The sequence below is a fragment of the Pseudoflavonifractor capillosus genome (genome assembly GCF_016902575.1).
GTDB lineage: Bacteria > Bacillota > Clostridia > Oscillospirales > Oscillospiraceae > Enterenecus > Enterenecus capillosus_A.
The window spans coordinates 26336-49065 of the sequence record NZ_JACSNZ010000012.1 but is presented as its reverse complement, the minus strand read 5'-3'; the positions used below and the strand labels follow the sequence as shown (position 1 = coordinate 49065).

Sequence of the window (22730 nt, the reverse complement as noted above, 5' to 3'; positions counted from 1 at the left end):
CTCCCCCCACTGTCCCCGCTGACACCTACACACCCCCCGCTCTGGAGGAGGGCGTGACCTACACCGCCGACATTGAGGTCAAGGACTACGGCACCATCACCGTGGAGCTGGATCAGTCCGTGGCTCCCATCACCTGCGCCAACTTCGTGGAGCTGGCCGAGAGCGGCTTTTATGACGGCCTCACCTTCCACCGCATCGTAGATGGGTTCATGATCCAGGGCGGTGACCCCAACGGGGACGGCACCGGCGGCTCGGAGCACGAGATCGTGGGTGAGTTTTCCAGCAACGGCTACGAAAACAACCTCTCCCACACCCGGGGCACCATCTCCATGGCCCGTTCCAATGACCCCAACTCCGCCAGCTCCCAGTTCTTCATTGTCCAGGAGGACAACACCTATCTGGACGGAGACTATGCCGCCTTCGGCACAGTGACCCAGGGCATGGACGTGGTGGACGCCGTGTGCAAGGCAGCCCAGCCCATCGACGGCAACGGCCTCATCGCCGCCGACCAGCAGCCGGTCATTACCTCTGTGACCATCCACACGGACAAGTAACATGACCCACGAGGCTTATATGCAAGAGGCCCTGAAGGAAGCCAGGGCCTGCATCCCCCAGGGGGACGTGCCCGTGGGGTGCGTCATCGTCTCCCCGGAGGGGGAGATCATCGGCCGGGGCCGCAACCGCCGGGAGGAAGAGGGCCGGGCCACCGCCCACGCCGAGGTGGAGGCCATCAACATGGCCTGTGCCGCTCTGGGCACTTGGCGGCTCACCGGGTGCACCCTGTATGTGACCCTGGAGCCCTGCCCCATGTGCGCCGGGGCCATCATCAACGCCCGCATCGCCACCGTGCGCTACGGGGCGAAGGAGGACAAATCCGGCTGCTGTGGGTCGGTGCTCAACCTGTTTGAGGAGCGGTTCAACCACCATCCCCGCATCTACGGAGGACTGCTGGAGGCCCCTTGTCGGGGCATTTTGGAGGAATTTTTTTCCGCTCTTCGGTGACTTTACAAACTCTTTGCAGGATTTAATACTTTTGTAACAATTCTGCACAAACTTTTGTAAAGACTCTTGCGTAACATAACACTTGCAAGAGATATCCTTTCTTTTTCATTCTATCCTCCATCCTTTTATAAAAACCCCGGAGCTTTGCAAGCGGCTCCGGGGTTTTTGTTGTTCTCTTTTCCAGAGAGCTCGTTCTTCTCCGATTTGTCTGGAGATGTCCACCGGCCTGGGTGGGGACGCTCCGCTGGGTGGCTTTCTCAGCGATGAGAAAGCCACCAAAGAATCGCCAAAGGAGGGGCCTTCCCCCTCCTTGTGGAATCCTCCCCGCCGGTACAAGGCTGCTCCTGCTCCAGAGTGATCTTCGGCCCTTGGCCCGGTGGGGTCACATAGATGGCATGGTAATTCTATTGGGAGCGCCTACTCCTCTGCTGGCGTATGCTTCTACTCCCAGGGCCTTACCCTGGAAAAGCAGCTGTTCCCAGCTGCCGATGGCCTGGCTCCCGGCGGCGGCAACGCCGCTTCTCCATGGTAGGCCCGGACATGAAAACCGCCCAGCCATAGGGCCAGTTGCCCAGGGTGGCCTGGTGTGGTGGCAGTACCAGGGGCCACAGCAAGGGTTACGGGCCGAGAGTCAACATGACGCAGTTCCAGCCTGGTACCCTAAGGGGGGTCCTTAGGGGGGAACGCCCTAAGCGGCTTTTTCGTCTATTTTTGGCCGCTCAAAAATAGACCCCAGCGCCAGCGCGTCCCCACCAGGTTGGCAAGCCAGAACCTGCTTTCCTCCCACAAGGGAGCCTTTGGGCACAAAAAACTTCCACACCCGGAAAGAAGGGTGTGGAAGTTTTTTGTCTATCCCTCGTCCGCTCGGATGAGCGAAACGGCCTTTTCCACCAGCTCGTCCCGGCCGGCCTGAATGCCCTCCAGAGTGGGCTGGCACCACACGTCGGGCTGCACCCCCACCCGCTGGGTCTGCTCCCCCTCCGGGGTGTACACCCCCAGGCCGCTGAAGGTGGCCATCAGCCCTCCGGGCAGGGGCAGCATGGCCATATCCCCGTCCGCGCCCACGGATGGGGTGCCCACCACCATCGCCTGGGGACATTGCCGCAGAGCCATGGTGGTGTACTCGCTCTGGCTCTGGCTGGTCTGGTCGATTAAAATCACCACTTTGCCCGAATAGGCGGGGTAGTCCTGGTCCCCCTGGCCCGTCTGGGCCATCCAGCCCTTGCCGCAGCGATTTACCCCCTCCAGGGTGTAGAACTGCCCCGGGGCGGTGGGGTCAGGGAACGCCACGCGGGCAAACTCGGTGGGCTGGGGGATGAGGGCCTCCCCCAGGATGTAGGCCACGGGAAACGCAGGATAGGAGCGCAGGTCTAAAATCAGACCGTCGGTGTCCTGCACCTGCTCCATCCACCCCTCCAGCTGCTCCTGGCTGGTGAGGGCGGAGGGGTCCAGGTAGCCAATGTTCTCCCCCTCCAGCACCCCCGTCTCATAGGGGTTTTGGGCCTCATAGGTTTCCTTGGTGGTGTCCACCTGGAGCGATACCTCTGCCCCGTCCCGCAGCACCGTCACCTGGGCGGTGGACTCCTTGGTCTGCACCATCTGGTATTCAATCTGATTGAGATAGGCGTCCTCCCGGGAAAAGACAAAGTACCGGCGCAGCTGGGTCAGGCGCTGCTCCACGGTGGTGCCGTCCACTTCCACCAGCACGTCCCCCCGCTGAAGCCCCGTGTCCTCCCCCTGGGTCTGGGCCACCACCAGCTGTCCCTGGGCCATGGTCAGGCTGCACGGCAGATAGTAGGCCCCGTACTGGTTGACCCATGCGCTGGAGGAGCCCAGGAGGTACACGTGGTTGTCCCCGGTCTGGGCGGTGACCTGGGCCAGGGCCAGCACGTAGTCCTGTTTGGTCCTGGCCTCCACCATGGGCCGGATGCCCTCCCGGAGCACCGTGTCCCAATCCTGGTCGGTGAGGGACACATAGGGGGAAAAGTATTGGAACGCGTTCCAAAACCGGAACAGGCCCAGCAGCTTCACCCCGTCGTCCCGGGGGTCAAAGTCCTCCGACGACTCCCGGTCAAATTTCACCCTCATGTCTCCGTCCACAAAGGCGGCATACCCCTCCGCCCCGGCCTGCACCGGCTGTTTTCCCAGCTGGGTGAGATACTGGGAGAGCTCCTGGCCCAGCCACCCCTGGTCCTGGGTCCAGGTATCGTCGGGGGTGACCACCATCTCCGCTCCCTCCATGCCCTGGGGGGTCTCCGCTCCGGCGGCGTCGGGCACGGGGTACTCCTCCAGCCACCGGACCAGGGCCTGGTTGGCCTCTTCCCCTTCGGCAGCTTCCAGCACCGGGGGCAGCGCCTCAAAGAGGGCCTGGTCCCAGTCCACCTCCCCGGCCACCACCGCCGGGTGGTGGTACTTCACATACCCCCACACCTTGCCCAGCTTGTACAGGTTCTCCTCCTGCTGGCCGGTGAGGGTGTCCACCCGCACCCCGGAGTGCAGGGTGTCGGGCTGTGTTCCGGCCCAATACAGGGCCACTCCCGCCACGCACGCCAGGGCGCACACCGCCGCCAGCGTCTTTTTCCACGTCCATTTCATTCCTCTACACCCCCTCAAAGGCACAACTTCCACCCCACCCTCCCGAAGGAGGGCGTGGTGGAAATTGTTGTGTTACCGTTCTTCTCGGAAATAGTTCAGGCCCAGAGCAGCAGGCTGGCCGCTGTTCTTGCTCTTTTTCACCGAGGTGACAATGAGCACCAGGGCGGTAATGATAAAGGGCAGGGCCTGGTAGAGCTGGGAGGGCACGCCCGCCAGCCAGCCCAGGGGGCCGGGGAAGGCCATGGCCAGAGAGGGGCCGGACACCCGCAGGGTGTTGAAGAAGCCGAAGACCACGGTGCCCACCATGGCAAAGGCGGGGCTCCAGTTGGCGAAGATGACCAGGGCCACGGCGATCCAGCCATAGCCGTTGATCCAGCAGCTGGAGGACAGAGAGCCGTTCATGTTCAGGCCCATGTAGTAGCCGCCAATGCCCATGATGCCGGAGCCCAGCATGATGTGCAGGTACTTGTAGCGGCGGACATTGATGCCCACCGAGTCGGCGGCGGCGGGGTTCTCACCCACCGAGCGCAGGCGCAGGCCGGTGCGGGTGTACTTCAGATACCACCACATCACCAGGGCAATGACCACACCCAGGTACACCAAAATGTTGTGGTCAAAGAGTACCTCGCCCAGCACGGGGATCTTGGACAGACCGGGGATGGGCAGGTTGGCAAAGCCGTTTTGAATGTTGGGGTAGTTGTTCATGGCGGGCCAGCTCACGGCTTTCACGCCGTTGCCCACGAAGAAGAACACGCCCACACCGAAGGTGGTGATGGTCAGGCCGGTGATGTTCTGGTTGGCCTGGAAGGTGACGGTGAGGACTGCAAAGATGAGCCCGCACAGGGCGGCGGTGAGGAAGGCCACCAGAATGCCCACCAGCATGGAGTTGGCTTGGCATCCCACCAGGTAGCCAAAGATGGCGCCCACCGCCATGGTGCCCTCCACGCCCAGATTCAAGCTGCCCGACTTCTCAATGGTGATCTCTCCCACGGTGCCGTAGAGCAGGGGGATGTTGTAGACGATGATGTTGTGGAGGAATGTGGTGACAATGTTCAGCTTATCATCCATGGCGCTCCACCTCCTTTTTGGCAATGACCACACGGAAGCGTGTGAAGAAGTCCGCGGCCAGCACCAGGAACAAGATCACGCCCTGGAGCATATCGGCAAAGCTGGAGTCTACGGCGGCGAAGGTGGCGGCAGCGGCGGTGGAGCCGTATTGCAGCACCCCGATGAGGGCGGACACCACAAAGATGCCCCCGGTGCTCAGCTTGGCCAGCCACGCCACAATAATGCCCGTCCAGCCCACATCGTCGGTAAAGGAGGTGGACAGGATGCCGGCGGTACCCACCTTACAGGCGGCAGCCAGGCCAATGAGGCAGGCGGAGAGGAACACCGTGCGCAGTACAATGGTGTTCACCTTCATGCCCGCATAGTGGGCGGTGCCCATGGAGTCACCCACCACGGCGATCTCATAGCCCTGCTTGGTGCGCTTGAGGTAGATATATACCAGCACGCCGATGACCAGGGTCAAAATCACGCAGATGTTCAGTCCGAACTTGCCCAGCATGATTTTGGGGAAGGACACCATAGAGGCAAAGCTGGCGAAGGTGGGCCGAGCGGACTGGGGGTTCAAAAAGAAGTTCCAGTCCGCCTTGGTCTCACCCAGGAAAATGAGAAAGTACAGGGCCACATAGTTGAGCATCAGGGTGAGCAGAGTCTCGTTGGTGCCGAACTTCACCTTGAGGGCGGCCACAAACAGGCCCAGCAGCCCGGCAGCGGCCATGGCGGCCACGCACATGAGCAGCAGGGTCACCATCGGGGGCAGCACCGGCCCGGCCTTAAAGGCCACGGCAGTGGCGGCAATGGCGCCCACGATGAACTGGCCCTCGCCGCCGATGTTCCAAAACCGCATCTTGAAAGCCAGGGACAATCCCAAGGCGGTGAGGATGAGGGGCACCAGGATCTTCAGGTAGTTCTCCACCGCCTTATAGGCGATCTTGTTTCCCACCATGCCCATGGTGAACATTTTGAAGTAATACTCCACAGGGTTGACCCCCATGGCCAGCAGCACCAGGCCGCCCAGCACCAGGGCCAGGGCCACCGCTCCCACAATGAGGAGGATCTTTTTCCACAGCGGGCAGTCGTCCCGCTTGACCACATGAATGCGCATCACTTACTTCTCCTCCCCTTCCTCATGGAATAAGCTGTCGGCGGCGTAGCCGGCGGGCTTGTCCTCGTACTTGTGGGTGAGATCCAGGCTGCCGGTCATCATCAGGCCCAGCTCCTCTTTGGTGGTCTTGTGGGCGTGAACCACGCCCATGACCTTGCCGTGACACAGCACCAGGATCTTATCACACAGGGCCATCATCACGTCCAGATCCTCTCCCACAAAGAGGATGCCCACCCCGCTCTTTTTCTGCTCATTGAGAATGTTGTAGATGGCGTAGGAGGAATTGATGTCCAGGCCACGCACCGGGTAGGCGGTGACGATGACGTTGGGGCCTGCCTTGATCTCCCGGCCCAGCAGCACCTTCTGCACGTTGCCGCCGGAGAGGCGGCGCACCGGGGTCTCGGTGGAGGGGGTGACCACACCCAGCTGGTCAATGACCTTCTGGGCGTCCTCCCGGCCTGCCTTGCGGTCCACAAAAGGCCCCTTGGTGTCGTTGTAGTTTTTCAAAATCATGTTGTCGGTGATGGACATGGAGGGGGCCAGGCCCATACCCAGACGATCCTCTGGGATGAAGGACATGGAAATGCCCTTGGCCAAAATCTCCTTGGGGCTGAGGCCCACGATGTTCTCACCCTTGTGGATCATCTTGCCCGACTCAATGGGCCGCAGGCCTGCAATGGCCTCACACAGCTCCTTCTGGCCGCATCCGGCGATGCCTGCCACGCCCAGCATCTCGCCGCCTCGGATGTAAAAGCTCACGTTGTCAATGGCCACGTTGCCCTCGTCGCTGCGGATGGTGAGGTCCCGGATCTCCAGCAGAGGCTTGAGCTTCTCCATCTTGGGCCGCTCAATGTTCAAGTCGATCTTGTGGCCCACCATCCACTCGGTGAGCTCCTGCTCGTTGGTATCCTTGGTGTCCACGGTGGTGATATACTCGCCCTTGCGGAGAATGGCCACCCGGTCGGAAATGTCCATCACTTCGTTGAGCTTGTGGGTAATGATGATGATGGAGTGGCCCTGCTCCTTCATGCGCCGCAGCACGCCGAAGAGCTTGTCAATCTCCTGGACGGTGAGCACGGCGGTGGGCTCGTCCAAGATGATGACCTTGGCCCCGTAGTAGAGCACCTTGATGATCTCCAAGGTCTGCTTTTCCGACACCGCCATGTTGCACACCTGCTTGCGGGGATCCAGGTCGAATCCGAACTTTTTGGCCATCTCCTCGATCTTCTGGTAGCGGTCCTTTTTCAGCACCATCCCCGCCTCCTGAGCGCCCATCCAGATGTTGTCGGCGGCGGAGAACACGTCCACCAGCTTAAAGTGCTGATGCACCATGCCGATGCCCAGGCGCTTGGCATCCTGAGGGGAGGATATGGTGACAGGCTGTCCATCCACCAAAATGGTGCCGCTGTCCGGGGTGTAGATGCCCGAGAGCATATTCATCAGGGTGGTCTTGCCCGAGCCGTTCTCCCCCAACAGGGAGAGGATCTCTCCTTTTCGGAGATTCAGGTTGACATTGTGGTTGGCCACCACCGGGCCGAAGGTCTTGGTGATGCCACGAAGTTCCACGGCATACTCTTCTGCCATGAAATCATCCTCCTTCTCTTTTGAATGAAGAACGAAGAATGAATAATGAAGAATGCAGGCCCTCAAGTCTCTGCCCCTTATGAAATCCGTGCCGCAATGCGGCACACCATAATTATTCGTTATTCATTCTTCATTTTTCATTTCCTGGTTTTGCCCCGGGAAATAACCATCCGGGCCGGCCGTTTTTCCCGGCCGGCCCGGATGAAATCGGGTCTTGCTTGATGGGGCGGGGGTCTTAGCCCACCTTCACGCCCTCCACAAAGTAGTTCATGGTGCCAGTGATGACCCCATCTTCCACACTTGCGCCACCGGCGGGCACGATCTCGGTGCCGTCGTTGGTCTTCAGAGCGGAGTCAGTCTTGGTGATGGACACGGTGCCGTCGTCATTGAGGGTGTAGGACAGCTTCACACCGGAGAACACATCCCACTCACCGGAGGCGATGAGCTCGATGACCGCATCCAGGTAGGCCTGGGTGTTGGGGGCGCAGTTGTCGCTGAGCTCAGACACGCCCACCAGGCCCTTCACCAGGCCCTCGTAGTAGGCGGAGCCGCCCATGGCGGAGACAAAGTTCTCAGCGCCGCCGCAGGTCATAGCGGTCTCCATGGCGGTCTTGTAGTACACATCCCAGTTCCACACAGCGGCGGTGAGGTGAGCCTTGGGGGCGTCCACAGTCATGTCGGAGTTGTAGCCGCAGCCGAACACGCCGGCCTTCTCAGCGGCGATCTGGGGCTGAGCGGAGTCACAGTGCTGGGCGATGACGCCGCAGTCATAGCTGTTGATGAGCTCCTCAGCGAAGGCGTACTCGTTCTGCTCGTCGCTCCAGGCGCCCAGCTCCTTGACGTACACGGTGGCGTCGGGGTTCACGGACTGCACGCCCAGGGTGAAGCCGTTGATGCCGGAGCAGGTCTCGGCATACTCGGTGCCGTAGGCGGAGACGTAGCCCACATGATTGTTGCCGGTCTCCAGGCTCTTCAAACCAGCGGCCACGCCGGTGAGGTAGCGGGCCTGGTAGATGCGGCCGAAGTAGTTGTTGAAGTTGGTCTCATTGGACAGGTAGCCGGTGGCGTGGGAGAAGATCACCTCGGGGTACTCGGCGGCCTTGTCGTTCATGGCGTCCAGATAGCCGAAGGAGATGCCGAAGATGATGTCGCAGCCCTCACCCACCAGGGTGTCCACAGCGGCAGCCACGTCGTCAGAGTTCTCCTGCACCTCGTCCACGATGACCAGCTGAGACTCGGTGTCCAGACCCAGCTCGTTCATGGCGGTGGTGATGCCCTTGTGGTGGGCGTAGGTGTAGCCGGCGGTGTCGCTCTTCTTGTTGATGTAGATGGCGCCGACCTTGAAGTCGCTGTCGGCGGTGCCGGACGTGGAGCTCTGGGGGTTCTCGCTGGCGGTGCTGCCGGTGTTGCCGGAGCAGGCGGCCAGACCCAGCGCCATCACACCGGCCAGAACCAGGGCAAGAATACGCTTTTTCATGGGTTTCTTTCCTCCTTAAAAATATCCTATCCTAATTTATTTCAAAAAAAGGGCGTCCCTTTTCTGAAATCCGAATCAACGGTGTCAATCCCTCCGCCCCGGCTTACGCCGGGCCACCTCCCTTTACACAAGGGAGGCTCTGGGTGCGGCACTGCCCTTCGGCTCCCCTGTGCAAGGGGAGCTGTCAGCCGTCAGGCTGACTGAGGGGTTGACCGTTCCCTTTTCAACCAGCTTTAGCAAAACTCAATTCCCTGGGAGCTCATGGATTTGATGCGGGCCAGAGACTCCACCCGCACCCCCATGGAGCGGATCAGTTCACCGCCGGGCTGGAAGGCCTTTTCCACGGCGATGCCAGCCCCCACCAGGGTGGCGCCGGAGTCCCGCACCAGCTTAATGAGGCCCTGGAGGGCGGCCCCGTTGGCCAAAAAGTCGTCAATGAGCAGCACCCGGTCTCCGGGGCCTAAAAACTTCTTGGACACGATGATATCATACACCCGGCCATGGGTGAAGGACTCCACCTGGGCGGAGTACACCTCGCCGGCGATGTTTTTGGTCTTATTCTTCTTAGCAAAGAGCACAGGCACCCCAAACTGCTGGGCCACCACACAGGCAATGCCAATGCCGGAGGCCTCGATGGTGAGGATCTTGGTCACATTCTCCCCTTCAAAGAGCCGTGCCCACTCCTTGCCCATCTCCGCAAAGAGCCCCACATCCATCTGATGGTTGAGGAAGCTGTCCACCTTTAATACGTCTTCCCCCTCCATGACTCCGTCTTCCTGAATGCGCTGTTCCAACAGTTTCACCGCTCTTCGCTCCTCTCTTATGCTTCTCCCGGATCCCCCCGGTTACGAAATAAGATACCTGATATTTTAACAAAAAATCTCCTATTGTTCCATTCTATTTTTTGCACATATCTTCCTTGTTGTCAAGTATTATTTCTGGTACAATATTTACACTTTAGAAATCCCATCAACAAATTGTAGAAACCGTTCCAGTTTTACCCAGTTTCACATACAGAAAGGGGTATCCATTCCATGAAAGTGAAGCAATTTCTGGTGGACTACGCACTGCTCACCCTGGGCACCGCCCTGGTGGCCATGGGCACCTATTTCTTCAAATTTCCCAACCAATTTTCCACAGGAGGGGTAACGGGTATCGCCGTCATTTTATCCTCCATCTTCCCCGCCATCAGCTCCTCCCTGTTCGCCTCGGTCATCAACGTGCTGTTTCTCTTTTTGGGCTTTTTCTTTCTCAACCGGGGCTTCGGAGTGCGCACCATCTACTGCTCCCTCCTCTTCTCCGGGATGCTCAGCGGCCTGGAGTGGCTGGTGCCCATGTCCAGCCCTCTCACAGACGAGAAGCTGCTGGAACTGTTTTTTGGCGTCATCCTGCCTGCCCTTGGCTCCGCCATTCTCTTTAACACCCAGGGTTCCACAGGCGGCACTGATATTTTAGCCATGATCTTGAAAAAATTTACCAGTCTGGACATTGGTATGGCCCTGCTGTACGTGGACGTGCTCATTGCAGGCTCCACACTCATCCTCATTGATGTGGAGACCGGCCTGTTCTCCCTGCTGGGCCTGGTGCTGAAATCCGTGCTGGTGGACTCGGTGATCGAGTCCCTGAACCGGCGCAAGAGCTTCATTCTGGTGACCTCCTGCCCGGAAGAGGTGTGCGACTTCATCACCCACACCCTCCACCGCTCTGCCACATTCTGGAAGGCTGAAGGAGCCTACTCCCACCAGGACAAATGGGTGGTGCTCACCGCCCTGTCCCGAGCCCAAGCGGTGGCGCTGCGCCGTCATTTGAAGTCCATTGACCCCCATGCGTTTATGCTTATCACCAACTCCAGCGAAATTTTTGGCAAAGGCTTTTTGCGAGCCTGAGAAAAAAAACCCTTTTGCGCCATTCCACATCCCATGCTCCGACAGAATTTTTCCACAGCTTCGTGCTACAATGTGGAAAAATACAGGGAAACCTGAGTTTCCTTAGGAGGCAGATGAGGAATGGCGCTTTTTTTGAAGGATAAACGGCAGGTGATGACCCTGCCTGTGGCCAGCATCCAGCCCAACCCCAACCAGCCCAGGAGTATCTTTTCCCAGGCGGAATTGCAGGAGCTGTCCGACTCCATTGCCCAGCTGGGCATTTTGCAGCCCCTGACGGTGCGCAAGGTGGGGGACAACTGGGAGCTGATCTCCGGAGAGCGGCGGCTGCGGGCGGCGCAGATGGCGGGGATGACCACGGTGCCCTGTCTGGTGGTGCAGACGGATGCGGAGACCTCCTCCCTGCTGGCCCTGGTGGAGAACATCCAACGGCGGGATCTGGACGTGTGGGAGGAGGCCATTGCCCTGCGCCGCCTCATCACCATCTACCACCTGTCCCAGGACGAGGTGGCCCGGCGGGTGGGCAAGAGCCAGTCGGCGGTGGCCAACAAGCTGCGGCTTCTCAAGCTGCCCCCTGACGTCATTGACATTCTCCGACAGGCTCAGCTCACCGAGCGACACGCCCGGGCGCTGTTGAAGCTGGAGAACGGGGAGGCCCAGCGCAAAGCCGCCCAGTACATCGTCCGTCACAATCTCACGGTGGCCCAGTCGGAGGCATACATTGCCAAGCTCTGTGACACCCACCAGGACAAGCCCGCCCCCTCCCCTATTTTTCGCATTAAGGATGTGCGGCTGTTTTTCAACACCCTGCGCCGCTCGGTGAACCTCATGGAGGCCTCTGGGCTGCACACCCAGTACACCAAAGAGGAAGTGGAGGATGGGGTGAAGGTGACCATCCACATCAGTAAAAATCCAGAGTAAGAAAAATGCTGTCCCGGTTTTGGGGCAGCATTTTTTTATCCCGCTGCTGGGGGCTTTGTCTTTTACCGTTTACCGGGCGCAGGCTTGCCAGCCTGGTGGGGACGCTCCGCTGGGCCCGATTTCTCCGCGATGAGAAATCGGGGAAAGAATCGCTTAGGGCGTTCCCCCCTAAGGACCCCCCTTGGGGTACGGGCTTGGTGGTGCGTCAAGTCTATGGCCGGCCCTGGTTTCGTACCAATCCTGGAAAGCAGTTGCTCCTTGCAAGGTGCACAGCCAGGCAAGTGGTAGATACTTCCCCTCCAGGGCCTGATCCTGGTGGGTTGCAGCCGTTCCCGGCTGCCGGGAGCCTGACCATCGGCGGCTGGCAACAGCCGCAACACCAGAAAAAGGCCCGGACGTGGAAACTGCCCAGCCCCTAGGGCCAGTTGCCACGAAAGCCTGGTATGCTGGCATCATCAGGAGCAGTAGAGACTTTCCGGGCCGTGAGACATAAGACGCAGTGCCAGTCTGGTACTCAAAGGGGGGTACCTAGGGGGGAACGCCCTAGGCGATTCTTTGGTGACTTTCTCATCGGGGAGAAAGTCACCCTGCGGAGCAAACCAAGGCCAAAGGGCATTGCCAGGCAATCGTTGAGAAGCAAAGGCAAAAACATCCCCCAGCGGAGCGTCCATAATGTTTCACGTGAAACATTATTTTCTTGCTCCAGGATGGTTGAAAATTTACTCGCAAAAAGGTATAATCAAAATCAGTTCTGTATATCCTTTGAAAGAAAAAGGCGGGTTGTGTTATGTCAAAAACCATTGCCATCGTCAACCAAAAGGGCGGTGTGGGAAAGACCACCACCTGTGTCAATCTGGCCGCAGCCCTGACCCAACAGGGTCACAAGGTGCTGGTATGCGACTTTGACCCCCAGGGTAACGCCACTTCTGGCTTTGGAGTGGACAAGAACCGTTCCCCCAGCGTGTATGACGTGTTATTGGGCAACGCCCCCATGTCCAAGGCCATTGTGTCCACCGACTGGGCGGACGTGGTGCCCTCCAACAAGGCTCTGTCCGGCGCCACCGTGGAGCTCATCGCCATGGAGCGGCGGGAATACCGGCTGAAAGACGCCCTGGAGGAAGTCAAGGACAATTACGACTATATCTTCATCGACTGCCCCCCTTCCCTGGAGCTGCTCACCCTGGACTCCCTGTGTGCCGCCGACACCCTTCTGGTGCCGGTACAGTGCGAGTATTACGCTCTGGAGGGACTCAGTGACCTGATGTACACCGTGCGCCTGGCCAAGCGCTCCCTGAACCCCAGCCTGGAGCTGGAAGGTGTGGTGCTGACCATGTACGACGGGCGCACCAACCTGTCCATGCAGGTAGCAGAGGAAGTCAAGCGGTACTTCCCCGGCAAGGTGTACGCCAGCGTCATTCCCCGCAATGTACGCCTGTCCGAGGCGCCCAGCCACGGCAGACCGGTGCTGGCCTACGACAAGTGGTCCAGAGGCGCAGAGGCCTATGAGGCCCTGGCCGAGGAGTTTCACAAGAAGAATCAAGGGTGAGTGTTTCACGTGAAACACTCAGATATCAACGAAAGGAGATCTTCACATGGCTAAAGTCAAAGGCGGCTTAGGCCGGGGACTGGGTGCCCTCATGGGGGATGCCGCCCTCCAGACCCAGGAGGCTGGGGCGGTACAGCTGCCCATTTCCCAGGTGGAGCCGGGCTTAAACCAGCCCCGGAAGCGGTTTGACCCGGAATCTCTGGCAGATTTGGCGGACTCCATCCGGGAACACGGTATCATCCAGCCCATTACCGTCCGTCGGCTGTCCAGTGGATATTATCAGATCATTGCCGGAGAACGCCGGTGGCGGGCTGCCAAAGAGGCAGGTCTTGCCGAGGTGCCCGTGGTCATCATCGAGGCAGACGACCGCAAGGTGATGGAGCTGGGCCTCATTGAAAACCTCCAGCGGGAGGATCTGAATCCCATGGAAGAGGCGGAGGGGTATCTGGTGCTCCTCACCGACTACGGCCTCACCCAGGAGGAAGTGGCACAGCGCATGGGTAAATCCCGCCCTGCCATTGCCAACGCTCTGCGTCTCACCTCCCTCCCCCCTGCTGTGCGGGACAAGCTGGCAGATGGCACCCTGTCTGCCGGACACGGCCGAGCCATCCTCATGGTGGAGGGCGAGCAGACCCAGATTGCCTTTGCCGACTGGATTGCAGAGCAGGGGCTGTCTGTTCGCCAGGCAGAAGCCGCTGCCAAGCACTTCACCCTGGAACCCAAGGTGAAGAAAGAGAAGCCCGTCCACGAGCACCAGATGTATATTGACCAGGCCCAGCAGCAGCTGGCCTCCCACCTGGGCCGGAAGGTGAAAATCACCGCAGGCAAGAAGAAGGGCCGCATTGAGCTGGAGTATTATAATGTGGACGACCTGAACAACCTGCTGGAACAGCTGGGCCAGCTGCCGCAGGCAATGAAGAACGAAGAATGAAAAATGAAGAATGCAAGCCCTGAGGGTGCTCTGTCAGCCAGTTTTCTGGTATTACTCTGAGAAATTCGGGAGGGGCTTGCCCCTCCCCTACCGCCCCAAAATGTAATCCGTGCCGCACAGCGGCACACCATAATGATTCATGATTCACTATTCATTTTTCATTTATATTCTCCCAGAAACACGAATAAAGGAGCCAGTATTATGTTAGACATCAAGTTTATCCGGGAAAATCCCGAAATTGTCAAAGAAAACATCAAAAAGAAGTTTCAGGATGCCAAGCTGCCCCTGGTAGACCAGGTCATTGAGCTGGACCGTCAGAACCGTGACGCCATGACCGAGGCCAACAACCTGCGGGCCTCCCGCAACTCCCTGTCCAAGCAGATCGGTATGCTCATGGGCCAGGCCAAGAAGGACCCCTCCAAGCTGGAGGAGGCCGAGGCCGTTAAGGCTCAGGTGAAGGCCAACGCCGACCGTCTGGCCGAGCTGGAGGAGCTGGAGACCAAGCTGGCCGGGGAAATTCGCTCCATTCTGCTGAAGATTCCCAACATCATCGACCCCTCCGTGCCCATCGGCGAGAGCGACGAGTTCAACGTGGAGGTGGAGCGGTTCGGCGAGCCTGCCACCCCCGACTTCGAGGTGCCCTACCACACCGCTATTATGGAGTCCTTTGACGGCATCGACCTGGACTCCGCTGGCCGTGTGTCCGGCAACGGCTTCTACTATCTCATGGGCGACATTGCCCGGCTCCACTCCGCCGTGCTGGCCTATGCCCGGGACTTTATGATTGGCAAGGGCTTTACCTACTGCGTGCCTCCCTTCATGATCCACGGCAACGTGGTGGAGGGCGTCATGAGCCAGACCGAGATGGATGCCATGATGTACAAGATCGAGGGTGAGGATCTCTACCTCATCGGCACCAGCGAGCACTCCATGATCGGCAAGTTCATCGACCAGATCATCCCCGAGACCTCCCTGCCCTACACCCTCACCTCCTACTCCCCCTGCTTCCGCAAGGAGAAGGGTGCCCACGGCATTGAGGAGCGTGGTGTGTACCGCATCCACCAGTTCGAGAAGCAGGAGATGGTGGTGGTGTGCAAGCCCGAGGAGTCCATGGAGTGGTACGAGAAGATGTGGCGCTACTCCGTGGAGCTGTTCCGCTCCATGAACATCCCCGTGCGCCAGCTGGAGTGCTGCTCCGGCGATTTGGCTGATTTGAAGGTGAAGTCCTGCGACATTGAGGCCTGGTCCCCCCGTCAGCAGAAGTACTTTGAGGTGTGCTCCTGCTCCAACCTGGGCGACGCCCAGGCCCGCCGCCTGAAGATGCGTGTCAAGGGTGAGAATGGCATGTACCTGCCCCACACCCTGAACAACACCGTGGTGGCTCCTCCCCGGATGCTCATTGCCTTCCTGGAGAACAACCTCCAGGCCGACGGTTCTGTCACCATCCCCGCCCCTCTCCAGCCCTACATGGGCGGCCAGACCGTGCTCACCCCCAAGCACTAAACGCCTGAAGAGGTGATACGATGAAAGGCTTTATTCGGGAATTTAAGACCTTTTTGAACCGGGGCAATGTGCTGGATCTGGCAGTAGGCGTCATCATCGGCGGCGCCTTCAAGTCCATCACCGACTCTCTCACCAATGACATCCTCATGCCCCTGCTGGGCCTGCTGGTGGATCGGGTGTCCTTCTCCGACCTGACCCTGACCATCGGCTCTGCCACCATCGCCTACGGCAGCTTTGTGGAGGCGGTGCTCAACTTCATCATTATGGCCTTTGCCGTGTTCTGTATCGTCAAGGCCTTCAACCGCCTGCACCGAAAGAAGGAGGAGGCAGCGCCTCCCCCCAAGCCCTCCAACGAGGAGCTGCTGCTGACTGAAATTCGTGACCTGCTGAAGGAGGGCAAGTGATGGCGGAGCAACAGGATAACACCGGCTACACCCCCGCCTCCTTTGAAAAGCGGGTAGCTGCCTGGGTGGGAATTGTGTACATGCTCATGCTCACCGCACTGGTCACCTACACCCTGGCCACCGCCCGTTCCCTCCCCGGCACTGCGCCCCTGCTGCTGGTGCCGGTGGGGGTGGGTGTGCTGGTGGTGGTGGTACACCGCCAACGCCAAGGCACCGCTCCCGGCGGACTGCCTATGAGCCTGCTCATGGGTCTGCTGTGCGTGGCGGCAGTGGTGCTGGGTCTGTGGCTGGGTGTTCCCGCCCTCATTGCCAACGTCACCACCCCGCTGTAAAGGAGGCCCTGATATGGAATCTCTCATTTCCACCGGCCTTGCTCAGCTGGATCTCCCCGCCTATCCCGCAGACAGCGGGGAAAAGTTAGAAAAATATGGTAATTTATTGATTGAGCAAAACCAGGTGATGAACCTCACCGCCATCACCCAGCCCTTTGATGTGGCCACGCTGCACATGCTGGACTGCGCCCCGCTCTTGAACTGCGGGCGGCTGGAGGGTGCCAAGCTCATTGACGTGGGCACCGGGGCGGGCTTCCCGGGGATGGTGCTGAAAACCCTGTGCCCCACCCTGTCTCTGACCCTGCTGGACGGGCTGCAAAAGCGGCTTACCTGGCTGGAGACGGTGGCAGAGGAGCTGGGACTGGATGGGGTCATCACTCTCCACGCCCGGGCGGAGGAGGCGGGACAAGACCCCGCCCTGCGGGAGCAGTTTGACTATGCCACCGCCCGGGCGGTGGCGGACTTAGGGCTTTTGTGCGAGATGTGCCTACCCTTTGTGAAGGTGGGGGGCCGTTTTCTGGCCATGAAAGGCCCCGACTGCCAGGAGGAGCTGGACCGGGCGCAGAAGGCCATCACCGTCCTGGGCGGGCAGCTCAAGGGCTGTTATGACTACCAGATTCCCCACACGGACATCACCCACCGGGTGGTGGTGGTAGAGAAGGTGGCCCCCTGCCCCGCCAAGTATCCCCGGCGGTGGGCGAAGATGCAGAAGACGCCCCTGTGACGCCCCAAAGGGCGTCAGGGAATAGGTAAGAGGGAAGCGTGAAAAGGTATGGTGTCGGCTTCGCCGACGGATTTACATTTTTTCTTGCCTATGCCTTAAAAAACATTGCGATATGTAACAATTCATGATATGATTTTCTTGTTGCGAGGAGGCTGAGACATGGGAACATCGGTAATGGTCACATCGGGAAAGGGCGGAACGGGAAAAACCGCCCTCACCGCAGGCGTGGCCTCCTGTCTGGCCGCCTTGGGCCGTCGGGTGCTGTGCATTGACGTAGACATTGGTCTGCGTAATCTGGATATTGCCCTGGGCATGTCCGACCGGGCTGTGATGGACTTCTCCGACGTGATGGAGCACCGCTGCCCCCTGCTCACAGCGGCGGCCGAACACCCCAACATCCGGGGTCTGTATCTGCTCACCGCTCCCCTGTCCCTGATCCACCTGGATTTGAAGGGCTTTCGACAGATCATCGACGAGGCCCGGGAGTACTATGATTTCATTTTTCTGGACTCTCCGGCGGGGCTGGGGGACGGCTTTCAGCTGGCCATGTATGCCGCTGACCGTGCCATTGTGGTCTCCGCCACCGAGCCTGCCGCCCTGCGGGACGCCCAGCGGGCGGTGACCAAGCTCATGGGACACATAGACGACATCCACCTGGTGGTCAACCGGGTTCAGCCCCGTCTGATCGGCAAGCTGCGCACCACCATTGATGCCGCCATGGACACTGCCGGCCTGCCCCTGCTGGGCATGGTGCCGGAGGATCCCCAGGTCACCCTGGCAGCTGCGGAAAGTGTACCTCTGGTGCTGAAAACCTACAAGGGCGCCGCACCAGCTTATCTCAATATTGCCAAACGATTGCTCGGCCAGCGGGTGCCCCTGCTGCACATTCGCTGAGCCCCTGTCAGAAAGGAAGGATTCCCATGAACATTGCTCTTATGAGTCACGACGCAAAGAAGGAGCTGATGGTGCAGTTCTGCATCGCCTACTGCGGCATCCTCTCCAAGCACACGGTGTGCGCCACCAGCCGCACAGGCCGCTTGGTGGCTGAGGCCACCGGTCTGCCCGTCCAGCTGTTTATGGCCCACGCCCACGGCGGGGCACAGCAGATTGGCGCTCGCATCGCTTACAATGAGATCGACATGGTGCTGTTTTTCAACGACCCCAACGCCAATGATCTGGATCAGGATCTGCACTACATCACCCGCCTGTGTGACCAGAACAATGTGCCCATTGCCACCAACGCCGCCACCGCCGAGATGCTCATCCACGGCCTGGCCCGTGGCGACCTCAACTGGCGTGAGATCATCAAGCCCTCCACCCCCCTGAAAGTATAAGGTTTTTTCGGAGGTGTTGCCCAGGCAACACCTCTTTCCTTTGTCCCCCATTCTAGCTGTAAGGAGTCCGATTCATATGGCAAAACAAAAACCCCGCACCCTCTCTGGGTTTATGGAACTGCTGCCCCAGCGTCAGGTGCAGTTTGACCGCATGGTGGAGCTGCTGCGCTCCTCCTATTCCCTCTACGGCTTCACCCCCCTGGACACCCCGGTCATCGAGGCCAGCGAGGTGCTGCTGGCCAAGGCCGGCGGCGAGACCGAGAAGCAGATCTACCGCTTCATGAAGGGCGACACCGACCTGTCCCTGCGCTTTGACCTCACCGTGCCTCTGGCCAAGTACGTGGCCCTGCACTATGGGGACCTGGCCTTCCCCTTCCGCCGCTTCCAGATTGGCAAGGTGTACCGGGGTGAGCGTGCCCAGCGGGGCCGCTTCCGGGAGTTCTACCAGGCGGATATCGACATCATTGGCGACGGCAAGCTGGACATCGTCAACGAGGCGGAGATCCCCTCCATCATCTATCAGACCTTCACTGCCTTAGGGTTGAAGCGGTTCCAGATCCGGGTGAACAACCGGAAGATTTTGAACGGCTTCTATGCCATGCTGGGCCTCACCGAGAAGTCCGGGGACATCATGCGCACCGTGGACAAGCTGGAGAAGATCGGACCCGAGAAGGTCTCCGCCCTCCTCACCGGGGAGGACATTGGCACCACGCAGGAGCAGGCCCAGGAAATTCTCAACTTCATCGCCATCCGTGGGGATAATGAGCAGGTGCTTTCCGCTCTGGCAGGGTACCGTGGTCGCCACGAGCTGTTCGACCAGGGCCTGGAGGAACTGACCACGGTGGTGAAGTACCTCTCCGCCTTCGGGGTGCCCCAGACCCACTTTGCCGTGGATCTCACCATCGCCCGTGGCCTGGACTACTACACCGGCACCGTGTACGAGACCACCATGCTGGACCACCCGGAGATCGGCTCCATCTGCTCCGGTGGCCGATATGATAACTTAGCGGAATATTATACCGATAAACAACTGCCTGGAGTGGGCATCTCCATTGGCCTCACCCGTCTCTTCTTCGTCCTGGAGGACCAGGGCTACCTCAATGAGGACATGCTCACTGCACCTGCGGATGTGCTCATCCTGCCCATGACGGAGGACCTCTCCCCCGCCATTTCCTTTGCCACCCAGCTGCGGGGGGCCGGAGTGCGGGCCCAGCTGTACACCGAGCAGAAGAAGTTCAAGCAGAAGATGAGCTATGCCGACAAGATCGGTGTGCCCTATGTGGCCTTCCTGGGGGACGACGAGATCTCCCAGAATGCCGTGTCCGTCAAGGACATGACCACCGGCCAGCAGGAGACCCTGCCTGTTGACCAGGCCGTCACCACCATCGCTGTGGAGCTCTCTGAGCGCATGGCAGGCATTGATCCCATCCAGGAGCCTGACCACAAGGCGTAATATTTTAGATAAATAATACTATTTGGAGTTGATTTACCATGGTTCAATCCCGTACCCACACCTGTGGGGAGCTGCGCATGGAGCATGTGGGCCAGACCGTCACCCTGGCTGGCTTCATGGAAAACGTCCGTGAGGTGGGCCAGAATCTGGCCTTTGTGGTGCTGCGTGACTTCTATGGCACCACCCAGGTGGTCATTGAGACCGCTGAGATGATGGCCATTGTCAAGGACCTGAACAAGGAGTCCACCATTCAGGTCACCGGCGTGGTGCGTGAGCGTGACAGCAAGAACCCCAAGCTGCCCACCGGCGACATTGAGGTGGTGCCCTCCGCCATCAACGTGCTGGGCCGCTGCCGCCACAACGAGCTGCCCTTCCAGATTAGCCGCAGCCGACAGGCGGATGAGACCCAGCGTCTGAAGTACCGCTACCTGGACCTGCGCAACCCCGAGGTGAAGAACAACATCATCCTGCGCTGCAACGTGGTGGCTGCGCTCCGCCAGGCCATGACCGCTGAGGGCTTTCTGGAGATCACCACCCCCATTTTGACCGCCTCCTCCCCCGAGGGCGCCCGGGACTACCTGGTGCCCAGCCGCAAGCACCCTGGCAAGTTCTACGCTCTGCCCCAGGCCCCCCAGCAGTTCAAGCAGCTGCTCATGGCCTCTGGCTTTGACCGTTACTTCCAGATTGCCCCCTGCTTCCGGGACGAGGACGCCCGGGGCGACCGCTCCCCCGGCGAGTTCTACCAGCTGGATATGGAGATGGCCTTTGCAAACCAAGAGGACGTGTTCGCCGTTCTGGAGCGTGTGCTGCCCCCCATCTTCGCCAAGTACGGCACCTACAATGTGGCCTCTGAAGCTCCCTTCACCCGCATCCCCTTCCTGGAGGCCATGGACAAGTACGGCTCCGACAAGCCCGACCTGCGCATTGACCTGACCCTCACCGACGCCACCCAGGTGCTCTCCAGCTGCGGCTTCGGCCCCTTTGAGGGGAACACTGTCAAGGCCATTGTGGTCACCGACTTTGTGGGCACCCGCAAGCAGATTGACTCTCTGTGCGCTGAGGTGGAGGTGCAGTCCGGCGAGAAGGCCTACTGGTTCCGCTACGACGAGAACGGTGAGATCGTGGGCGGCATCGCCAAGTTTGTCCAGCCCATCAAGGAGCAAGTGGTGGAGGCTCTGGGCCTCACCCCCGGCTGCTTTGTGGGCCTGACGGCTGGCAAGCTGCTCACCGCTCAAAAGACCGCCGGTGTGCTCCGCTCCAAGCTGGGCGCTTTCTGCCCCAACCACATGGACAAAGAGCGCTATGAGTTCTGCTGGATCGTGGACTTCCCCATGTACGAGATGGGGGAAGAGTCCGGGGAGCTGGAGTTCTGCCACAACCCCTTCTCCATGCCCAACGGCGGGTTGGAGATTTTGAAGAAGGCCGCTGCCGGTGAGGTGGACCCTCTGACCATCACCGCCTTCCAGTACGACCTGGTGTGCAACGGCGTGGAGCTCTCCTCCGGCGCTGTGCGGAACCACGACCCCGAGATCATGCTGGAGGCCTTCCAGCTGGTGCGTCTGGGCGAGGAGGATGTGAAGAGCAAGTTCCCCGCCATGTACAACGCCTTCACCTACGGCGCTCCCACCCACGCAGGCATTGCCCCCGGTGTGGACCGCATGGTGATGCTGCTGGCTGGTGAAGACTCCATCCGTGAGATCATCCCCTTCCCCATGAACAAAAACGCCCAGGACGTGATGATGGGCGCTCCCTCCTTCGTGGACCCCAAGCAGCTGGACGAGCTGAACATCGTCTGCGTCAAGCAGGAAGAAGAATAAAAACCTTTGGCCGGAGAAAAGCAGGTGCTTTTCTCCGGCCAATTTGTTTTTACGAATCAAGAGAAATTGATCGTCTAACCGCCCAGGTTCCGGCTTGCCAGCCTGGTGGGGACGCTTCCCGCTGGGGGTTTCTTTTGAGCGGGCAAAAGAAACCAAAACCCGCTTAGGGCGTTCCCCCCTAAGGACCCCCCTGGGGTACGAGGCTGGAACTGCGTCAATCCTATGGCCGGCCCGTTCCCCTTGCTGTGGCCCCTGTTACTGCCACCACACCAGGCTATCATGGCAACTGGCCCTATGGTCTGGCGTTTTTCATGTCCGGGCCTACCCTGGAAAAGCGGCGTTTCCGCCGCCGGAGGCCAGGCTCCCGTAAGCTGGAAACAGCGGCATACCAGGGGAAGGCCCCGCCTTTGGCGATTCTTTCGTCTCTTTCTCCACGCTGAGAAAGAGACCCCAGCGGAGCGTCTCCGCCAGCCTGACAGGGCTATGCCGAAGAATTGTTAGAGGGGCAGCCCCTCTCTCATTTAACCCTACAATTCTTCATTCTTCATGTTTCATTCTTCATTTTATTTCAGCCTCTTCCACTCCCCCACCGCCAGCTCGTCACAGCGGTTGTTGTGGGGGTTGGAGGCGTGGCCCTTGACCCAGTGCAGGTTCACCTGGTGCTTCTCGCACAGGCCCAGCAGCACCTCCCACAAATCCGCATTGAGGGCAGGCTTCTTATCCGCCTTTACCCAGCCCCGGGCCTTCCAGCCTTTCGCCCACCCCTTTTGCAAAGCGTCGATGACGTACTTGGAGTCGGAGTACAGCTCCACGATACAGGGCTCGGTGAGGGCCTGCAAGCCCTGAATGACTCCCGTAAGTTCCATGCGGTTGTTGGTGGTGTTTCTCTCTCCCCCGGACAGCTCCTTTTTGTGAGGCCCGTACATCAAAATGCACCCCCAGCCTCCGGGGCCGGGATTTCCCGAGCAAGCGCCATCCGTATATAATGTAACTGTTTTCATTAAAAATCACCCTATTTATAAGAAAGAGCGCACAAATTGTGCGCTCTTTCTAT

General features: G+C 59.7%; 21 protein-coding genes. 14 read left to right on the top strand and 7 right to left on the bottom strand.

Annotated elements, in window-relative coordinates; genetic code table 11:
• Together H9X86_RS06120 and H9X86_RS06115 are read left to right on the top strand one after the other, a co-directional pair.
• On the top strand, positions 1 to 554 hold a 554-nt coding region (locus H9X86_RS06120; protein ID WP_204900684.1), incomplete at its 5' end, for a peptidylprolyl isomerase.
• Position 555: 1 nt separating this feature from the next.
• Positions 556 to 1002, top strand: coding sequence for a nucleoside deaminase (locus H9X86_RS06115; protein WP_204900683.1), 447 nt, complete (start codon positions 556 to 558; stop codon positions 1000 to 1002).
• An 849-nt stretch (positions 1003 to 1851) separates the two neighbouring features.
• Here the strand turns inward: H9X86_RS06115 and H9X86_RS06110 are convergent.
• The 6 genes from H9X86_RS06110 to H9X86_RS06085 form a co-directional block, all read right to left on the bottom strand.
• Positions 1852 to 3597, bottom strand: a complete 1746-nt coding sequence (locus H9X86_RS06110; protein ID WP_204900682.1) for a S41 family peptidase — start codon at positions 3595 to 3597, stop codon at positions 1852 to 1854.
• A gap of 72 nt (positions 3598 to 3669) precedes the next feature.
• The gene (locus tag H9X86_RS06105) at positions 3670 to 4665 is read right to left on the bottom strand and encodes an ABC transporter permease (protein WP_204900681.1); all 996 of its coding nucleotides are present in this window, start codon (positions 4663 to 4665) and stop codon (positions 3670 to 3672) included.
• A complete protein-coding gene (locus H9X86_RS06100; protein WP_243416863.1) occupies positions 4658 to 5767 on the bottom strand; it encodes an ABC transporter permease in 1110 nt (369 codons plus the stop codon). The genes H9X86_RS06105 and H9X86_RS06100 overlap by 8 nt, the downstream gene beginning before the upstream one ends.
• 3 nt (positions 5768 to 5770) lie before the next feature.
• The gene (locus tag H9X86_RS06095; protein ID WP_204900679.1) at positions 5771 to 7351 is read right to left on the bottom strand and encodes an ABC transporter ATP-binding protein; all 1581 of its coding nucleotides are present in this window, start codon (positions 7349 to 7351) and stop codon (positions 5771 to 5773) included.
• A gap of 235 nt (positions 7352 to 7586) precedes the next feature.
• Positions 7587 to 8828 carry a BMP family ABC transporter substrate-binding protein gene (locus tag H9X86_RS06090; protein WP_204900678.1) on the bottom strand — a complete coding sequence of 414 codons (1242 nt, stop codon included), beginning with the start codon at positions 8826 to 8828 and terminating at the stop codon, positions 7587 to 7589.
• A 233-nt stretch (positions 8829 to 9061) separates the two neighbouring features.
• Positions 9062 to 9631, bottom strand: a complete 570-nt coding sequence (locus H9X86_RS06085; protein WP_204900677.1) for a xanthine phosphoribosyltransferase — start codon at positions 9629 to 9631, stop codon at positions 9062 to 9064.
• Positions 9632 to 9862: 231 nt separating this feature from the next.
• Between H9X86_RS06085 and H9X86_RS06080 the strand changes: the two genes are divergently transcribed.
• From H9X86_RS06080 to aspS, 12 genes are all read left to right on the top strand, one after another.
• Positions 9863 to 10714, top strand: a complete 852-nt coding sequence (locus H9X86_RS06080; protein WP_204900676.1) for a YitT family protein — start codon at positions 9863 to 9865, stop codon at positions 10712 to 10714.
• A 120-nt stretch (positions 10715 to 10834) separates the two neighbouring features.
• Entirely contained in the window at positions 10835 to 11632 is a 798-nt protein-coding gene (locus H9X86_RS06075) for a ParB/RepB/Spo0J family partition protein (RefSeq protein ID WP_204900675.1), read from the top strand.
• A gap of 787 nt (positions 11633 to 12419) precedes the next feature.
• Positions 12420 to 13178, top strand: coding sequence for a ParA family protein (locus H9X86_RS06070; RefSeq protein ID WP_204900674.1), 759 nt, complete (start codon positions 12420 to 12422; stop codon positions 13176 to 13178).
• Positions 13179 to 13224: 46 nt separating this feature from the next.
• Positions 13225 to 14109, top strand: a complete 885-nt coding sequence (locus H9X86_RS06065) for a ParB/RepB/Spo0J family partition protein (protein ID WP_204900673.1) — start codon at positions 13225 to 13227, stop codon at positions 14107 to 14109.
• Positions 14110 to 14310: 201 nt separating this feature from the next.
• Positions 14311 to 15612, top strand: a complete 1302-nt coding sequence (gene serS / locus H9X86_RS06060) for a serine--tRNA ligase (protein WP_204900672.1) — start codon at positions 14311 to 14313, stop codon at positions 15610 to 15612.
• Positions 15613 to 15632: 20 nt separating this feature from the next.
• Positions 15633 to 16016: a large-conductance mechanosensitive channel protein MscL gene (mscL, locus tag H9X86_RS06055; protein WP_204900671.1), complete on the top strand. Its 384-nt coding sequence runs from the start codon at positions 15633 to 15635 to the stop codon at positions 16014 to 16016.
• On the top strand, positions 16016 to 16348 hold the full coding sequence (locus tag H9X86_RS06050) for a hypothetical protein (protein ID WP_204900670.1): 333 nt from the start codon (positions 16016 to 16018) through the stop codon (positions 16346 to 16348). The genes mscL and H9X86_RS06050 overlap by 1 nt, the downstream gene beginning before the upstream one ends.
• A gap of 13 nt (positions 16349 to 16361) precedes the next feature.
• Positions 16362 to 17072, top strand: a complete 711-nt coding sequence (rsmG, locus tag H9X86_RS06045) for a 16S rRNA (guanine(527)-N(7))-methyltransferase RsmG (RefSeq protein WP_204900669.1) — start codon at positions 16362 to 16364, stop codon at positions 17070 to 17072.
• 159 nt (positions 17073 to 17231) lie between these two features.
• Positions 17232 to 17966 carry a nucleotide-binding protein gene (locus H9X86_RS06040; protein ID WP_204900668.1) on the top strand — a complete coding sequence of 245 codons (735 nt, stop codon included), beginning with the start codon at positions 17232 to 17234 and terminating at the stop codon, positions 17964 to 17966.
• Between the two features lie 26 nt (positions 17967 to 17992).
• Positions 17993 to 18406: a methylglyoxal synthase gene (locus tag H9X86_RS06035; RefSeq protein ID WP_204900667.1), complete on the top strand. Its 414-nt coding sequence runs from the start codon at positions 17993 to 17995 to the stop codon at positions 18404 to 18406.
• 76 nt (positions 18407 to 18482) lie between these two features.
• Positions 18483 to 19859 (top strand): histidine--tRNA ligase, encoded by a 1377-nt coding sequence (gene hisS, locus H9X86_RS06030; protein ID WP_204900666.1) that lies wholly within the window; start codon positions 18483 to 18485, stop codon positions 19857 to 19859.
• A gap of 38 nt (positions 19860 to 19897) precedes the next feature.
• Positions 19898 to 21676 (top strand): aspartate--tRNA ligase, encoded by a 1779-nt coding sequence (gene aspS, locus H9X86_RS06025; RefSeq protein WP_204900665.1) that lies wholly within the window; start codon positions 19898 to 19900, stop codon positions 21674 to 21676.
• 563 nt (positions 21677 to 22239) lie between these two features.
• Here the strand turns inward: aspS and rnhA are convergent.
• On the bottom strand, positions 22240 to 22677 hold the full coding sequence (rnhA, locus tag H9X86_RS06020) for a ribonuclease HI (protein ID WP_204900664.1): 438 nt from the start codon (positions 22675 to 22677) through the stop codon (positions 22240 to 22242).
• Between the last annotated feature and the right edge of the window lie 53 nt (positions 22678 to 22730).

Excerpts from the sequence above, each read along its gene's own strand:
- aspS (WP_204900665.1), top strand. The coding sequence starts at position 19,898 with ATGGTTCAATCCCGTACCCACACCTGTGGGGAGCTGCGCATGGAGCAT.
- rnhA (WP_204900664.1), bottom strand. The coding sequence starts at position 22,677 with ATGAAAACAGTTACATTATATACGGATGGCGCTTGCTCGGGAAATCCC.
- H9X86_RS06070 (WP_204900674.1), top strand. The coding sequence starts at position 12,420 with ATGTCAAAAACCATTGCCATCGTCAACCAAAAGGGCGGTGTGGGAAAG.
- H9X86_RS06065 (WP_204900673.1), top strand. The coding sequence starts at position 13,225 with ATGGCTAAAGTCAAAGGCGGCTTAGGCCGGGGACTGGGTGCCCTCATG.
- H9X86_RS06105 (WP_204900681.1), bottom strand. The coding sequence starts at position 4,665 with ATGGATGATAAGCTGAACATTGTCACCACATTCCTCCACAACATCATC.
- hisS (WP_204900666.1), top strand. The coding sequence starts at position 18,483 with ATGGCAAAACAAAAACCCCGCACCCTCTCTGGGTTTATGGAACTGCTG.
- H9X86_RS06075 (WP_204900675.1), top strand. The coding sequence starts at position 10,835 with ATGGCGCTTTTTTTGAAGGATAAACGGCAGGTGATGACCCTGCCTGTG.
- H9X86_RS06100 (WP_243416863.1), bottom strand. The coding sequence starts at position 5,767 with ATGCGCATTCATGTGGTCAAGCGGGACGACTGCCCGCTGTGGAAAAAG.
- mscL (WP_204900671.1), top strand. The coding sequence starts at position 15,633 with ATGAAAGGCTTTATTCGGGAATTTAAGACCTTTTTGAACCGGGGCAAT.
- serS (WP_204900672.1), top strand. The coding sequence starts at position 14,311 with ATGTTAGACATCAAGTTTATCCGGGAAAATCCCGAAATTGTCAAAGAA.
- H9X86_RS06090 (WP_204900678.1), bottom strand. The coding sequence starts at position 8,828 with ATGAAAAAGCGTATTCTTGCCCTGGTTCTGGCCGGTGTGATGGCGCTG.
- H9X86_RS06080 (WP_204900676.1), top strand. The coding sequence starts at position 9,863 with ATGAAAGTGAAGCAATTTCTGGTGGACTACGCACTGCTCACCCTGGGC.
- H9X86_RS06115 (WP_204900683.1), top strand. The coding sequence starts at position 556 with ATGACCCACGAGGCTTATATGCAAGAGGCCCTGAAGGAAGCCAGGGCC.
- H9X86_RS06050 (WP_204900670.1), top strand. The coding sequence starts at position 16,016 with ATGGCGGAGCAACAGGATAACACCGGCTACACCCCCGCCTCCTTTGAA.
- H9X86_RS06035 (WP_204900667.1), top strand. The coding sequence starts at position 17,993 with ATGAACATTGCTCTTATGAGTCACGACGCAAAGAAGGAGCTGATGGTG.
- rsmG (WP_204900669.1), top strand. The coding sequence starts at position 16,362 with ATGGAATCTCTCATTTCCACCGGCCTTGCTCAGCTGGATCTCCCCGCC.
- H9X86_RS06110 (WP_204900682.1), bottom strand. The coding sequence starts at position 3,597 with ATGAAATGGACGTGGAAAAAGACGCTGGCGGCGGTGTGCGCCCTGGCG.
- H9X86_RS06040 (WP_204900668.1), top strand. The coding sequence starts at position 17,232 with ATGGGAACATCGGTAATGGTCACATCGGGAAAGGGCGGAACGGGAAAA.
- H9X86_RS06095 (WP_204900679.1), bottom strand. The coding sequence starts at position 7,351 with ATGGCAGAAGAGTATGCCGTGGAACTTCGTGGCATCACCAAGACCTTC.